The 13,044-nt window shown below is 58.0% G+C and carries 16 protein-coding genes; 3 read left to right on the top strand and 13 right to left on the bottom strand.

Annotation, left to right across the window (positions count from 1 at the left end):
* Positions 1-35 precede the first annotated feature (35 nt).
* The 11 genes from JaAD80_RS30035 to JaAD80_RS00545 all read right to left on the bottom strand — a co-directional run bounded on the left by JaAD80_RS30035 (position 36) and on the right by JaAD80_RS00545 (position 7,107).
* Positions 36-1,040, bottom strand: a complete 1,005-nt coding sequence (locus JaAD80_RS30035; protein ID WP_146012213.1) for a hypothetical protein — start codon at positions 1,038-1,040, stop codon at positions 36-38.
* A gap of 240 nt (positions 1,041-1,280) precedes the next feature.
* Positions 1,281-1,751, bottom strand: coding sequence for a phage virion morphogenesis protein (locus tag JaAD80_RS00590; RefSeq protein ID WP_102292433.1), 471 nt, complete (start codon positions 1,749-1,751; stop codon positions 1,281-1,283).
* Positions 1,748-2,236 (bottom strand): phage tail protein, encoded by a 489-nt coding sequence (locus JaAD80_RS00585; RefSeq protein ID WP_102292432.1) that lies wholly within the window; start codon positions 2,234-2,236, stop codon positions 1,748-1,750. The genes JaAD80_RS00590 and JaAD80_RS00585 overlap by 4 nt, the downstream gene beginning before the upstream one ends.
* On the bottom strand, positions 2,220-2,732 hold the full coding sequence (locus JaAD80_RS00580; protein WP_102292431.1) for a lysis system i-spanin subunit Rz: 513 nt from the start codon (positions 2,730-2,732) through the stop codon (positions 2,220-2,222). Before JaAD80_RS00580 ends, JaAD80_RS00585 begins: the two co-directional genes overlap by 17 nt.
* Positions 2,729-3,289, bottom strand: a complete 561-nt coding sequence (locus tag JaAD80_RS00575) for a glycoside hydrolase family 108 protein (RefSeq protein ID WP_102292430.1) — start codon at positions 3,287-3,289, stop codon at positions 2,729-2,731. The genes JaAD80_RS00580 and JaAD80_RS00575 overlap by 4 nt, the downstream gene beginning before the upstream one ends.
* A complete protein-coding gene (locus JaAD80_RS00570) occupies positions 3,289-3,660 on the bottom strand; it encodes a hypothetical protein (RefSeq protein WP_035820867.1) in 372 nt (123 codons plus the stop codon). Before JaAD80_RS00570 ends, JaAD80_RS00575 begins: the two co-directional genes overlap by 1 nt.
* A gap of 65 nt (positions 3,661-3,725) precedes the next feature.
* A complete protein-coding gene (locus tag JaAD80_RS00565) occupies positions 3,726-3,935 on the bottom strand; it encodes a tail protein X (protein ID WP_102292429.1) in 210 nt (69 codons plus the stop codon).
* Positions 3,935-4,438: a head completion/stabilization protein gene (locus JaAD80_RS00560; protein WP_102292428.1), complete on the bottom strand. Its 504-nt coding sequence runs from the start codon at positions 4,436-4,438 to the stop codon at positions 3,935-3,937. The genes JaAD80_RS00565 and JaAD80_RS00560 overlap by 1 nt, the downstream gene beginning before the upstream one ends.
* 95 nt (positions 4,439-4,533) lie before the next feature.
* A complete protein-coding gene (gene gpM / locus JaAD80_RS00555; RefSeq protein ID WP_102292427.1) occupies positions 4,534-5,250 on the bottom strand; it encodes a phage terminase small subunit in 717 nt (238 codons plus the stop codon).
* Positions 5,250-6,269 carry a phage major capsid protein, P2 family gene (locus tag JaAD80_RS00550; protein ID WP_071078979.1) on the bottom strand — a complete coding sequence of 340 codons (1,020 nt, stop codon included), beginning with the start codon at positions 6,267-6,269 and terminating at the stop codon, positions 5,250-5,252. The genes gpM and JaAD80_RS00550 overlap by 1 nt, the downstream gene beginning before the upstream one ends.
* A gap of 49 nt (positions 6,270-6,318) precedes the next feature.
* The gene (locus JaAD80_RS00545; protein WP_102292426.1) at positions 6,319-7,107 is read right to left on the bottom strand and encodes a GPO family capsid scaffolding protein; all 789 of its coding nucleotides are present in this window, start codon (positions 7,105-7,107) and stop codon (positions 6,319-6,321) included.
* 136 nt (positions 7,108-7,243) lie between these two features.
* On the opposite strand from JaAD80_RS00545, the gene JaAD80_RS00540 reads away from it, so the two are divergent.
* From JaAD80_RS00540 to JaAD80_RS00530, 3 genes are read left to right on the top strand one after another with little or no spacing between them, the layout of a single operon-like run.
* Complete coding sequence (locus JaAD80_RS00540; RefSeq protein ID WP_102292463.1) at positions 7,244-9,055, top strand: terminase ATPase subunit family protein; 1,812 nt, start codon at positions 7,244-7,246, stop codon at positions 9,053-9,055.
* Positions 9,052-10,122: a phage portal protein gene (locus tag JaAD80_RS00535; RefSeq protein WP_374755211.1), complete on the top strand. Its 1,071-nt coding sequence runs from the start codon at positions 9,052-9,054 to the stop codon at positions 10,120-10,122. Before JaAD80_RS00540 ends, JaAD80_RS00535 begins: the two co-directional genes overlap by 4 nt.
* Positions 10,119-10,334 (top strand): hypothetical protein, encoded by a 216-nt coding sequence (locus JaAD80_RS00530; RefSeq protein WP_102292424.1) that lies wholly within the window; start codon positions 10,119-10,121, stop codon positions 10,332-10,334. The genes JaAD80_RS00535 and JaAD80_RS00530 overlap by 4 nt, the downstream gene beginning before the upstream one ends.
* Before the next feature lie 468 nt (positions 10,335-10,802).
* Here the strand turns inward: JaAD80_RS00530 and JaAD80_RS00525 are convergent, their stop codons facing one another.
* Positions 10,803-11,648: a PmeII family type II restriction endonuclease gene (locus JaAD80_RS00525; protein WP_102292423.1), complete on the bottom strand. Its 846-nt coding sequence runs from the start codon at positions 11,646-11,648 to the stop codon at positions 10,803-10,805.
* A gap of 73 nt (positions 11,649-11,721) precedes the next feature.
* Complete coding sequence (locus tag JaAD80_RS00520) at positions 11,722-12,888, bottom strand: DNA cytosine methyltransferase (protein WP_102292422.1); 1,167 nt, start codon at positions 12,886-12,888, stop codon at positions 11,722-11,724.
* Positions 12,889-13,044: the final 156 nt, after the last annotated feature.

Here is a 13,044-nt window from a genome sequence, read left to right as displayed (position 1 = left end):
TATGCTGTGTTAAATTTTTGAAATTTTACCAATGGTTACATTTGGTTTTTTCGGATTATCGCTCTTGCATTTTCAAGTGATCCAGTATTAGTCTCAAAAGCTTGGGAGGCTAAATCATTTAGCTCTAAATAGTCCTGATAGTTTAATGGTGGACTTGCAGAATTGCTGAAAAATTCGAATGTTGGCCAGACTTGATTCATACCCAATTCATCTAGGAGATTATGTAGTGGCCAAGAAGATAGTTCATTAAAATAGTAGGAGTCTTGGCTGTTGTGTGGCCATTCAAAGGTTGGATTTGGAGTGATTTTCCTGCTCTCGCTAGATTCTGCAAGTTGGTTATGTAAATGAATCGCGTTAATGTCGGATATCGTGTATTGTCGCCCCGAAAATCTATCTGCACAGTAATATGTGAAAAATATTAATGAGCCAAATACCATTGTCGTGATGCAAATATTTGGTTTTTCTTGATCTGTAGAAAATGAGGATGCAAAACGAAATGTTCTTAATTTAGACTCGTAACTATTTTTCCCGTCGTATCTCGCCACCCATACTGACAAACCCCTGGGAGGGATTGTCGTTCTACGAAATTCGTGTCGCTCTTGTTCATCAAAACATAAAAGTTCTGGATGGAGATATTGTCTCACTATAATAAATGATGCTATCCATATTGCTATTTTTTCACGTTGCGAATCTGACATTCCCCAAGTATCAGACGCGAGAAAAGGCTTTAATACCATGCTGGCCTGCTCTTGAATTTTACCACCCCAAACACTATTGCAGTTTTCGCATAAAACATTCAATTTTGTGTTTGCATGTCCTATATCTCGTTCGTTTGTAAACTTTGTCGTGTTAAATTCTTTAATTTCTATCTTGCCATTAAATTTTAAAGTTGTTTTGAATCCGCTACGATTTCCCTCATCAATAGCTTTGCTTATCCAATGCGCAAAAAGGTGTTCCCCCGTCATTTTTTCGACACTTCCGCAAAAAATACACGCCCCTATTTCTGCTGGTTGCCCCGGTAAGGCTATGTGGACTGTCATTTTTTTCCTTGTTGATGTTGGAATGTGCTAAGAATGTGCGTAATGAATAAGTATTTATTTTATATATTTGTTGAGGTGCTCCGCCGATAGTGTTCTATATGAATTATTGCGGAATATTGGTGATGTTTTTTTTGATTCTTATTTTTCATCATTTTTAATGTAATTATTTTTGTATTTATGTTGCTGTGTGAATATTAACCTATCTAATAATTAGTGTCATTTTTTTGAAGTGTTTCGGTGTCACTTGTTGGTGGCTATATGGTTCAGCAGGGACTCGAGTATCAAAGTTCGGTCCGGTTCACTCAAGCCAAGGAGGGGCCGTTCCGGGTACTTGTAGACGGGCCCTTTTTTGGTAACGCGGTCTTGCTGGCCAAACTGATGCACATGCGCCACACGCGCCACCCACCCAAAGAACCCAACCTCGATCTGGTCGCCGGTCGCCTTTACTTTCAGGTGTTTTGCGGTGCGAATCTTCGCAAACATGGCCACCTTCTGCCGCTTGATGCGCCCATTCTTTCCCTTGAATTCCTTGCGCCGCTTGCGCGCAGGGTAAGCCGTGCCATCCGGCCCCTGCTGCGCCTTGATGCGCTGCGCCTGACTGCGGCGCAGGTCGATGGCCACCTTGTGATTGATGGCGCGGCGCTGGGCCGGCTGCAGCTTTGCCAGCAGCGCGCCGGCCCAGGCTTCCAGCGCGTGCAGGTCGTCGCTCATGGCGTGGCCTCGGGCGTGCGCCATTCGGCCAGCAGCGTCTCGCCGGCGTACAGTTTCCAGAACTCGTCGGCGTAGGCGGGTGTGTGCTGTATCTCAGCCAGGTGTTTGATGTCCAGGCGGCCCGCCTCGCCGGTCTTGACGGCCACGCGCTCGGTCAGGTCCAGCTTGATGGAAATGTCGACCGTTTCATGGTTGTTGAAATCGACCTCGAAAGCGATGCCGTGCTTGCGGGTTTCCTCGTTGGCCATCAGGTCGAGCTGGTGAACTTTGAGCCAGGCGATCAGGGCCACCATGATGGCGTCGGCGTCGCCCGAGTAATCGGTCACGATCAGGTTGAGCTTGAAGCGGTATTCGAAGGAGAGGGAGGCGGTGGCGGTGGCCACCACGTTGCCCTCGTCGGCGAAGACCAGCAGGCGGTCGGGGTCGCGCTGCAGGTCGGGGATGGCGGCGGCCAGGTGCTGGCGCAGGCTATTCGGTTTGTACATGGTAGGTGTCTCGTACTAGGTTGTAGGCGTCGATGCAGGCGTTGAGCTGGCGGGCGGCGTCGTCGCCATCGCCGGCAATGGCGTCAAGAGCTGCCGCAGTCGCCGGGTCAAGTTCGGCGCGCGCTTGGTGCTGATCGCCTGCGGCAGTGGCGGTATCTGCGCTTGCGGCGCACTGGCCGCCGGCAACGGGGATTGACAGGCGCATAGCGCCGCTGCGCACGTCATGGTTAAAATAGTCACGTTCAGTTTTCGCATGGGTTTGTTCCTGGGTGAGGTGGTCGGCGCGTTGCGCCAGGGCGGTGCCGGCGGCGCGTTCCAAGGTAAGCACGCGGGCGGTGGTCCGGGCCAGTGCGGTGGCGGCGGTGCTCTGGCTGATGGCCGCCTGCCGCTGCAGTGCGGCGATGGCGGCATCCTTGCGCCAGCCCTGCGTCGTCCAGCCTGCGATGGCGCCGCACAGGAGAACGGCGGCCAGCGGGCGCCAGGTGGTCGTGTTCACATGGCCACCCGTTCCTTGATCCAGCCGAACAGAAAACGGCGCTGGCTCTTGTTGGCCTCGGTGATTTCCAGATAGCGCGCCGCCTGCAGGCCGTTCAGGGCGCGCAGCAGCACGGCGGCGCCATCCTGGCCGCGCCATGTCAGGAAGGATGCAAGGGCGCCCAGAGACTGCGCGCCCAGGCGGCCGTCGACGAACAGGGCCGGATAGCGCGCGCCCGTGTCGTTAAACCCGTTCAGCCAGCGCTGCAGGAACTCGGCCGCGCGGTGCGGTCCCATGTTCACGCCCGTGTCGATCAGCTCGGCGCCGATGCCGGCATGCAGGGCCAGCACCTGGTCGAACTTGGGTTCCGTGATGTAGCGGGCCGTGTAGATGGCGCGCGCCACTTCCACGGGCATGTTGCGCATCGGCCCCGTGTAGCCGTTGGCGCGCGCCACCGCCACGGTGATGCCGAAGTTCGTTTCGCCGCCCGCATCAAGAGGATCGTTCACATAGCCGCCTTCGGCGCGCAGGATGGCGTCGATGGTGCGCGCGATCAGGGGATTTTCCGGGGTGGCCATCAGTGTTCCTTTGCGTCTTTGACCAGCTCGGCGATGTCCTTGTCGCTGCGGCGCTGGAACCACAGGGCCACGGCGCGCGATACCCACCAGCCGGGCGCGCCGACGATCAGGTCGATGGCGGAGGCGTTGACCATGGCCCCGATGGCCGGGAGCTGGGCGCACAGCAGCTGGTACACGGTGCCGCCCAGCAGGCACGAGAACACGCCAGCGCAGGCCAGGCGGGCGACGAATTCGCCCTTGTTGAAGGTGCCATCGCTGTTCAAGGGCGGCAGCACGATGTACAGCATGGCCGCACCGACCATGCCCAGCGCCGCCTTGAAGCCGTACAGTTTGACCAGGGTGGCGAAACCACCAAACGATTCTGCGGACATTGCTTGATTCTCCGGGGTGAGGATAGATAGATTTTTCATGAGGGTAAAAATGGTGGATTGCTGCGTTAATCCCATAGCTGCACGATATCCGCGGCTTGGCCCGTGCTGGGCGCCGGTTCGGGCAGGGTGACGACCAGGCCAGCCGGCAGCACGGCGCCGTGGCGCGCCAGCGCGGGATTGATTTCCAGGGTGTGCTCGACGTATCCCGCGCCGTCGCCCAGATAGCGCCAGACCAGGGCGTCTACCGTGTCGTGCTGCTGCGTACGCACCTGCATCAGATCAATTCCACGGTGAGGTGCGTGCGCCCGACCATATCGGCGATGGCCCATTGCGCGTTGCGCCGCTGCGCGCCGGGCGTCTCGTCCAGCCACTCCATGCTTTTCTTGTCGCTGACGGAGGTGGCCGTGCTGTCGTAATCGCGGTAACGCTCGATCAGGTCGGCTTTCGCCGTGCTATAGACGGCGCGCCGGTACTGCGCCAGCAAGCGGGACTCGCGGTTGATGCGCGTGGCCGGCACGTCCACCAGGGCCGCAATACCGGCAGCCGCCTGCTTGCCCTGCCAGTCGGCCAGCTCGCGGTTGACCTGCAGGATGGCATCGACCACGGCTTGCACCAGGCGCGCGTCGGTGACGGTGCCGTCCAGGCGCATTGCGTCGCGCATATCTGCCAGGGCGATATCGGGAAACCAGCCGTCGTTCTCGATGATGCCGGCGGCAGGCGCTGACAGCGCGGGCGTGGTGCCGGGCGGGATGGACGGGGGCAGGGCCATGAAGGACATACGGGACGCTTTCAAAATGGGGCGGTGGACGGGGTTCATCAGGCAAATGGATTAGCCAGAATCCCCCCGTGCCGCCGTGCTGCGGGGGATGCTCTTTATGTGGTACCGGCCGCGCGCTTGAGGCGCCGTTCCAGCCGTTCCATATCTTTCTTGACGCCGCACGACTCCGACAGGGCGCGCGCGCGTTTCAGCTGGGCCATGGCCGTTTCCGCTTGCGCCACCAGCGCCGGGGCGATGTCCGTGTCATCGGCCTGACCCAGCACGGCGATCATGGCCAGGCCGATAGCCTTGTGCAGCTTGGCGCGCGCCTGGTCGGGTGCGTCGCTTGCGGCCGTCAGCTGCTCGACGGTGCCCAGCACCTGGGCCGCGTGCTGCGGATCGGCGGCCAGCTTGCCGTGCAAATAGCCTTCCGCAAACTCGTCCAGCATCAGGGTGGCAATGTCGCGACTGTAAGTCTCGGGCAGGGTGAATTTGTGCGCCAGCGCGTATTCGGCCATGACCAGGGCGCGCGCATACTCGCCCGTGTCGATGTGCCACACCAGCAAGGTGGCGAAGACGTCATCCTGCGCACCCTTGCCGCCGGCCAGCACGCCGTCGATCCACTGCGCATAGTCGGGCAGCAAGGTGGCCTTGACCTCGATCTTGCGCTCGACGGACTGAATAGACTTCAGGCGGCGGCGGTCATCGGCCAGCTTGTAAAGCATCATTTCGTAGGCCGTGCCGGTGGTCACGCCTTGCGGCGCGGCGGCGCCGGCCGTGCGCTCGGCCAGCATGCGCGCGCGGTGGCGCAGGGCGGGGGACTGGTTCGCCATCACTTGTCTTTCAGCTCGATGTTTTCCACCAGCGCGGCCAGGCCCAGGTCTTCGATCACGTAGGCGTCGTTTGACGACTCGTAGTTCTCAATGCGGTCGCGCTTGGGCACGTCCTCGACGCGGCGGCGGCGAGCGCCTTCCTGGAAGTAGATCGACAGGTTGTCGAAGCGCGTAATCAGGATCGCGTTATCCGGGAAGAAGGGCACGCGCGCCGCCGGCAAGCCGCCGATACGCTTCTGGCTGATGATGATGTCGGCGGCCAGGGTTTCCGTGGGCGCCTGCTTGGTGTTGACCAGCGGGAAGTATTTATCGTTCAGCAGCTTGCGCCCGACGATGGCCACGAGATTGGTGTCTTCCTGATACCACGGGTCCAGCAGGTTGACGGCATCGGTGACGGCCGCGTCCAGGTTGGCATAGTCAGCGCCGTCCACGTCGCCGATGATGACCTTGCCCGGCATGCCGTTGGCGACCAGGCCCAGCACGCGCTCGGGCGCCAGTTCGCGCAGGTGCTGCAGCCAGCCTTTATTGACGTCCTGCAGCAGCGGATTGGCGTCCAGATCGGTGTCGGCCATGGCTTTCACGCCATTGAAACCGATGACGATGCGATCTAACGCCTGGCGCGTCAGGATGGCATTGGCCACGCGCGATTGAAAATCGGGGAACTTGGCCCAGGCGTCCAGCTTGGCATAGTTCAGATGCGTGTCGAAGTTGGTTTGTTCGCAGCGGTACTTGGTGCCGTCCAGGGTGGACAGGTCGCGTGTCTTACGTTCCTTGTCCTTGGTGTTGGTGCGGCCGGCAATCGGGCCGGACACGCCCAGGCCCAGCTTTTCGCCTTCCTGCTCGGTCACGCCGATGATGTTCACTTTCGTCAGGAACTCGCTCGATTCCTGCATCTTCGTTTCCAGCTTTTGCTGCACGCTGGGCGTGACGCTGAAGGTCTTGGCCACGTTGTCCGTGTCGTTCAGCTGTCCCAGGCGGGTTTCGTATTGGCCAAAGACCTGGCGCGTTTGCTTTTTCATGGTGCGGTGCTCCGTTGTTGAATGGGGTGGTGGTGGATGGCGCGGGCGCTTAAAACTCGGTCTGCACGGCGCCGTCGTTGCCGGTGGCGGCCGGGCGGCGCGGGCCGTTGCCGGGCGCTTCGTCCATCTGCGCCTTGAAGGTGGCCAGCTCGTCCTGGGTGGCCTTCAATGCCGTTTCGGTTTTCTCCAGGCGGGCCAGGGCGCCCGTGTAGTTGTCATTGGCGGTGACGACGTGGCCGGCCAGCGCCTGCACGGCTTCGCTGATGTCGGCGAACTGCGCCGCGTCGGTGCCGGATTTATTCGAAAAGCGCGACAGCAGGTTTTTCACGGCGTCGGCCAGCTTGATGCCCTGCGGCTCGTCAAATTCCAGCGTCACCTCGACGGCCGAGGTAAACAGGTTGGCGCTTTGCTGCTTGCGGCTGGCGGAGAATTTCAGCGCTTCGGTGCCCAGGCTGGCAGGGCTGTCGGTGACGCCCAGGCCGACCAGGTAGGGCTGCGCCGAGTCGGCAAAGTCGGGCTGGATTTCCAGGCTGGTGTACAGCTTCTGTTTTGCCTTGTTGATTGCGACCAGTTCCGGCGTGGGTTCGATTTGCGCGAACAGGGCCAGTTTCTTGCCGCTGTCGGTGTCCACCTCTTCGGCTTTCACCGCGATCACGTCGCCGTAGGCCTTGAACTGGCTGTCGGGCAGGATGCCGCGAATGTGTTCCAGCCAGATGCGCGCGCCGTAGGTCTTCGGGTTGTAGGTAGCGGCGATCTGTTCGATGGTGGCGCGGTCGATGTTGCGGCCGTCCGTGGTGGCGCCTTCGGTGGCGACGCGGAAGAATTGGGATTTAGGCATGGTGGCGTGTCTCGGTTGATCGGATAACGCCATGGTCAACGTCTTGGCGCTGCGATTCAATGTGCTAAGGGTTGCTATGGGGCATAGCGACTTTTGCCTTTCCCCGCTCCGCGCGCGCGCGGCCTACGCTGGCGGCATGCTGACAATCGAGAAAACAAGCGAACAATCCGCCGACGAGAAAATCGCCGAACTGGCCTTGCCCGAATCCGAGCCGCGCCGCGCCGCGCGCGCCCTGTACTGGAAGGGCTGGCGCATTTCGTCCATCGCCCGCCACTTAGGGGTAAAGCGCAGCACCATCAATAGCTGGAAAGCGCGCGACGAATGGGACAAGGCGCAGGCCATCGAGCACGTCGAGGCGTCGGCCGAGCTGCGCCTGGTCAAGCTGATCGAAAAAGAGGTCAAGAGCGGCAGCGACTACAAGGAAATCGATCTGCTGGCGCGCACCATCGTGCAGATGGCGCGCGTGCGCCGCTATGAGCAGCCGGGCGGCAATGAGGTTGATCTCAACCCCAAGCTGGCGAACCGCAATGCCGCACCAAAAAAGAAGCCGACACGCAACGACTTCAGCGAAGAACAGAAAATCCAGCTACTCGACGCCTTCCAGGATTCGCTCTTCGACTATCAAAAGGTCTGGTATCGCAACGGCGATCAGCGCACGCGCGCCATTCTCAAAAGCCGGCAGATCGGCGCCACCTGGTACTTCGCCCGCGAGGCGCTGGCCGACGCGATGGCGACGGGCCGCAATCAAATCTTCCTGTCCGCCTCTAAAAGCCAGGCGCACGTCTTCAAGCAATACATCGTGCAATTCGCGCGCGAGGCGGCCGGCATCGAGCTGACGGGCGACCCCATCGTGCTGCCGAATGGCGCGCATCTGTACTTCCTGGGCACCAATGCGCGCACGGCGCAGGGCTACCACGGCAATTTCTACTTCGATGAATTCTTCTGGACGCAGAATTTCCAGGAACTCAACAAGGTGGCCTCGGGTATGGCCATTCACAAGAAATGGCGCAAGACGTATTTCTCGACGCCATCCTCGACCACGCACCAGGCTTTCCCGTTCTGGACGGGCGAGCTGTTCAACAAGCGCCGCGCCAAGGCGGACCAGGTGAATATCGATGTGAGCCACAGCCGCCTGTCGTCCGGTTTTACCGGCGAGGACAAGATCTGGCGCCAGATCGTCACCATCCTGGACGCGGAGCGCGGCGGCTGCAACCTGTTCGACATCGACGAGCTGCGCAACTTTGAATACAGCCCCGACCAGTTCGACAACCTGCTGATGTGCAATTTTATCGACGACTCGGCCTCGGTCTTCCCCTTGGCCGAGCTGCAACGTTGCATGGTCGATTCCTGGGTCGAGTGGGACGACTACAAGCCGTTGCTGGGCCTACGCCCGTTCGGCAACCGGCCCGTGTGGATCGGCTACGACCCGGCCTTGAACGGCGACAGCGCCGGCTGCGTGGTGCTGGCGCCGCCCATGACGGCCGGCGGCAAGTTTCGCATCCTGGAGCGTCACCAGTGGCGCGGGCAGAGCTTTGAAGACCACGCCGACGCCATCCGCCAGATGACGCAGCGCTACAACGTCGAATACATCGGCATCGACACCACCGGCATGGGCATCGGCGTGCTGCCGATCGTGCGCGGCTTCTTCCCGGCCGTCACGGCGCTGAACTACTCGCCCGAAGTCAAAACCCGCATGGTGCTAAAAGCCAAAAACATCATCAGCAAGGGCCGGCTGGAGTTTGACGCCGGCTGGACCGACATCGCGCAATCGTTCATGGCGATCCACAAGACCCTTACCCCTAGCGGGCGGCACGTGACCTATGTCGCCGGTCGCAGCGACGAAACCGGCCACGCCGATCTGGCATGGGCCTGCATGCACGCCCTCGATCACGAGCCATTCGAAGGCACCACCGACAACCACCACTCTTTCATGGAGATTTATTCTTGAGCAAAGCACGACACATGCGCGCGCGCGGCCGACAGGCCGAGAGCACGCCATCAACAGCGGCCATTGCCACGGCGCCGGCCGCCGCAGGCATCGAGGCGTTTTCCTTCGGCGACCCGACGCCCGTGCTCGAGCACGCCGACATTCTCGACTGCTTCGAATGCTGGAAGAACGGCCACTGGTATGAACCGCCCGTCAACCTGGCGGGCCTGGCCAAGTCCTTCAATGCCGGCGTGCACCACAGCAGCGCGATCCACTTCAAGGCCAATGTGCTGACGTCGACCTTGATGCCAACGAAGTACCTGTCGCGCGATGGCTTCAAGCGCATGGCCCTGGACTATCTGACCTTCGGCAATGCCTACCTGGAAGACCGTCCCAGCCGCAGCGGCAAGGCGCTGGCGTACCAGCACGCCCTGGCCAAGTACATGCGGCGCGGCGTCGATCTGGACACGTATTTTTTCGTCAACGGCTACCAGGCCGTGCACCAGTTCGACAAGGGGCGCGTGTTCCACCTGATGGAGCCGGACGTGAATCAAGAGCTGTACGGCGTGCCGCAGTACCTGAGCGCGCTGCAATCGGCCTGGCTCAACGAGGCGGCTACCTTGTTCCGCCGCAAGTACTACAAGAACGGTTCGCACGCCGGTTTTGTCTTCTACATGACGGACGCCGCAGCGAATACGCAGGACGTGGATAACCTGCGCCAGGCCATGCGCGACAGCAAGGGGCCGGGCAACTTCCGCAACCTGTTCATGTACGCGCCCAATGGCAAGAAGGACGGCATCCAGATTCTGCCGGTGTCGGACGTGGCCGCCAAGGACGAGTTTTTCAACATCAAGAGCGTCACGCGCGACGACCAGCTGGCCGCGCACCGCGTGCCGCCGCAACTGATGGGCATCCTGCCGAACAATGCCGGCGGCTTCGGCGCCGTCGAGCCGGCCGCGCGCGTCTTCGCCCGCAATGAGCTGGTGCCGCTGCAGGCGCAGTTCATGGCGATCAACGAGTGGGCCGGTGTGGAAGTGGTGCGCTTCGCCCCGTATGACCTGGCCACGGGCGGGGAGGGCGCGCAATGAGCGATCACGTGGACAATACCGACAAGATCATCTTCGCCGAAGTGGCGCGCGGCCTGGCCGCCGTGCGCGGCCGGCCCGCCTTGGCGGCGCATGGCTGCTGCCACTACTGCGACGAGGCGCTGGCGCCCGCGCTGCTGTTCTGCGATGTGGATTGTCGCGACGATTTCGACAAGGAGCTGGCGGCCAAAGCACGCACCGGCCGCACAGGATGACCGCCACGCCGCGCTAGCCAGCAGGGCAGGGCAGGGCCGCGACAGTCCAGCCGCGCCGGAGCGCCCCAGCCACCGCACAAGCCGCCCACGAGGCGGCTTTTTCACGTCCCGGCGAATGATATTGCTCTAGAGGCAAGAAAAAGCGCCGTTTCGGCCCGGCGCGCGCAGTTGTCCCCCCTCCACACCTGCCCGCTATATAGGGCTCTTTTGACTCAAATTTGCGCCATGGCCGAAGGCGCATGAGGACTGGCGCGGCAGGGCGATGAGGGGGCATGCGATTTGACGCATTTTGACGCAGTTTGCAATGTTCTTGAAGCGAAGATATTGGTAGGGGGAATCGATTGTGTTTTCGTGACGCTTGGGTTCCTGCCTGTTCAGACGCAACATCACAAATGAGGCAACTCCAGATTTACAAGTTTCTTTGAACTTTCAACCTGATGAGCCTCATATCTTTAAAAAACTGGCGATTCAGTCCGAGGCGGTAGCGGCGCCAGCTGAAGGGGTAGCGCGCAATGGAATAGACGGTGGCACAGCTGAATCCTTCTTTTTCCTCGTCTGCTTAGGGCGCACTGCACCACTGTTGAATTCCAGCAGCTTATCCCAGTTGATGGAGCCATCTTCGTTGGAGAAATCTATAAGAAATTCCTTGGCAAAACGATTCTTTGCCTGGTCAAAGGATTGCTGGAATTCAGGTCGATGCTTGATCGGTTTTTCGCCCATCAACCTGACAATTCGAAGATAAAAGTCATTTTCGCCTGTAATCAGTTCCCAAAAAGCCTGTCCAGCCAATTCCCTGAAATTGACTTTACTTCTGGACGATTGTTGCTTTCGTCCATAACAATATCCAACCACAGGATCGAAGTGCAGTGCAAGCTTTAGCAAGCGCTTGTTGAGAGCAGAGAAATTCTCACCTTGTTTTTTCTTGCTATCAGCATTGAAGACATTGACACCAGACTTCACAGCGATAGGCATTATTGAACTTGCTGTTGTTATCGTAATATCAACTCCTTCGCCATCTGAAGTTGCCACGGTATGCGTTTCAACGGGATTTGCCTGTTGAGCTACCCATTTTGCTAGAGGCTCGAAAAACTCGTTGCCAAACAAGGTTTCGTCCGAACTAGACACATGGGCCTTCAGGATCTCTTCCACGATCTCGCTGGCGTCTGCTACACCTGCGGCGCGGTAGAGATAAGGATTTTTCCTCTTGAGTGTATTTATTAGTTTAAGATCATCAAGTGCTGCCGACCGTTTTCCATAAAATATGTCTAGTAAATCACCAATCTTATTTTCCAAAAGCACCGCATTAATAGTCATAGGTATTCTTTTTAATTGAAAAAATAAAGTTTATCATCTTTATGATTGAAATTGTAAAGCTAACTATGTGTTGTTACTTTCCTGAGAGAGCTTGTGACATTTGTCTCATCGTGTCATGAACTGAGGTACCTCGCATCCGCTTCACTCTAACCTCAGAATTCCCAAGTGCTACTGAGATGAGCATCTGACCAATAGCACGCCCTAACGGGATAGGTACTGCGTTGCCAATTTGGCGATAGCAATCCGTGACTTTTCCTTCAAATATCCATGAGTCAGGAAACTGTTGAATGCGGGCGTATTCACGAACCGACAAGGGCCGGGTTTCGCGTGGATGACAAAGTAATGTCGCTTTCTGGTTTGGGCTCGTAACCAGAGTCGGTGACGGTTCCGTATAGGATAAGCGGCGATAGAAGCCTACTTTTCCACCGCCGGACTCGTAAGCCCCTCCCATTGCAAGTTTTGCCATGGCGGGAGGGAGTGAACGCCAGTTTCCACCCTCCGGCACCAATTTCAAATATTCGTTGACTGCAGGTGTGAACTTTCCTTGTGGGCCACTATCCGTAATATCGCCAATGGCGTCGAAGAGTGTTCTCCATCGCATCTCTGCTTTTTGATGCATATGAAAGTGAGTTGGAGATGGTAAAAATACAGCTTCGTTGTCTCGACTTCCGATTATGACCAGGCGCTCTCTGAACTGTGGTGTTCCATAATGCACAGCATCAAGAACTCCATGCACAGTGTGATATCCCATTGCCTTGAATTTAGCTAGGATATGGTTAATTAGTGGAGGTGAATCCTTATCTGTTGGATCCGAAGGCATAGAGGCCAACCCCTTCACATTCTCCATTACGAAGAAGCGCGGTGTGAGTTTTTCGATGACATGAATGAACTGGTTGTAAAGCAATCCTCGTTCGTCTTCTACACCCAAGCGCTTACCTGCCGTAGAGAACGACTGGCATGGTGGGCCGCCAACCACAGCAAAAACGGCCTCTTTTTTCAACTTCGCTGCGTTCAAAAGAAAATTACATTCTGGGTCGGCGTCAACTAATTTTCGGATATCGCCCTCTACAGCAACGTGGCCATTCTTACGAATCGTTTCGACACACCATTTATCGTAGTCTTGTGATACCGCTATGTGTAGTCCTGCGTCAATCAGGCCGAGATCGAGTCCCATGGCACCAGAAAACAGCGAGACAACAGGGAATAGAGGGGTTCCTTCAATGCTTACAACATTTTTCATTGCAACTCCAAAAATTAAAATACTGGCCAGTGTATGTTCATGGCGAGACTCTTATAAGTCTAAATTTACTTGTTTGTTCCCCCCGAACCTACCTGCTACAAGGGTGCGTGGTTTCTTCGGTGTCATGTCGACTCGGGATAGGATTGTTCGATAGTC

This window comes from Janthinobacterium sp. AD80 (assembly GCF_002878455.1).
GTDB lineage: Bacteria > Pseudomonadota > Gammaproteobacteria > Burkholderiales > Burkholderiaceae_D > Janthinobacterium.
This window is presented reverse-complemented; position numbering and strand designations above follow the sequence as displayed.

Bases quoted from the DNA above. Each gene is read 5' to 3' on its own strand.
- JaAD80_RS30035 (WP_146012213.1), bottom strand. From the start codon at position 1,040: ATGACAGTCCACATAGCCTTACCGGGGCAACCAGCAGAAATAGGGGCG.
- JaAD80_RS00590 (WP_102292433.1), bottom strand. From the start codon at position 1,751: ATGAGCGACGACCTGCACGCGCTGGAAGCCTGGGCCGGCGCGCTGCTG.
- JaAD80_RS00585 (WP_102292432.1), bottom strand. From the start codon at position 2,236: ATGTACAAACCGAATAGCCTGCGCCAGCACCTGGCCGCCGCCATCCCC.
- JaAD80_RS00575 (WP_102292430.1), bottom strand. From the start codon at position 3,289: ATGGCCACCCCGGAAAATCCCCTGATCGCGCGCACCATCGACGCCATC.
- JaAD80_RS00570 (WP_035820867.1), bottom strand. From the start codon at position 3,660: ATGTCCGCAGAATCGTTTGGTGGTTTCGCCACCCTGGTCAAACTGTAC.
- JaAD80_RS00565 (WP_102292429.1), bottom strand. From the start codon at position 3,935: ATGCAGGTGCGTACGCAGCAGCACGACACGGTAGACGCCCTGGTCTGG.
- JaAD80_RS00560 (WP_102292428.1), bottom strand. From the start codon at position 4,438: ATGTCCTTCATGGCCCTGCCCCCGTCCATCCCGCCCGGCACCACGCCC.
- gpM (WP_102292427.1), bottom strand. From the start codon at position 5,250: ATGGCGAACCAGTCCCCCGCCCTGCGCCACCGCGCGCGCATGCTGGCC.
- JaAD80_RS00550 (WP_071078979.1), bottom strand. From the start codon at position 6,269: ATGAAAAAGCAAACGCGCCAGGTCTTTGGCCAATACGAAACCCGCCTG.
- JaAD80_RS00545 (WP_102292426.1), bottom strand. From the start codon at position 7,107: ATGCCTAAATCCCAATTCTTCCGCGTCGCCACCGAAGGCGCCACCACG.
- JaAD80_RS00540 (WP_102292463.1), top strand. From the start codon at position 7,244: ATGCTGACAATCGAGAAAACAAGCGAACAATCCGCCGACGAGAAAATC.
- JaAD80_RS00530 (WP_102292424.1), top strand. From the start codon at position 10,119: ATGAGCGATCACGTGGACAATACCGACAAGATCATCTTCGCCGAAGTG.
- JaAD80_RS00525 (WP_102292423.1), bottom strand. From the start codon at position 11,648: ATGACTATTAATGCGGTGCTTTTGGAAAATAAGATTGGTGATTTACTA.
- JaAD80_RS00520 (WP_102292422.1), bottom strand. From the start codon at position 12,888: ATGAAAAATGTTGTAAGCATTGAAGGAACCCCTCTATTCCCTGTTGTC.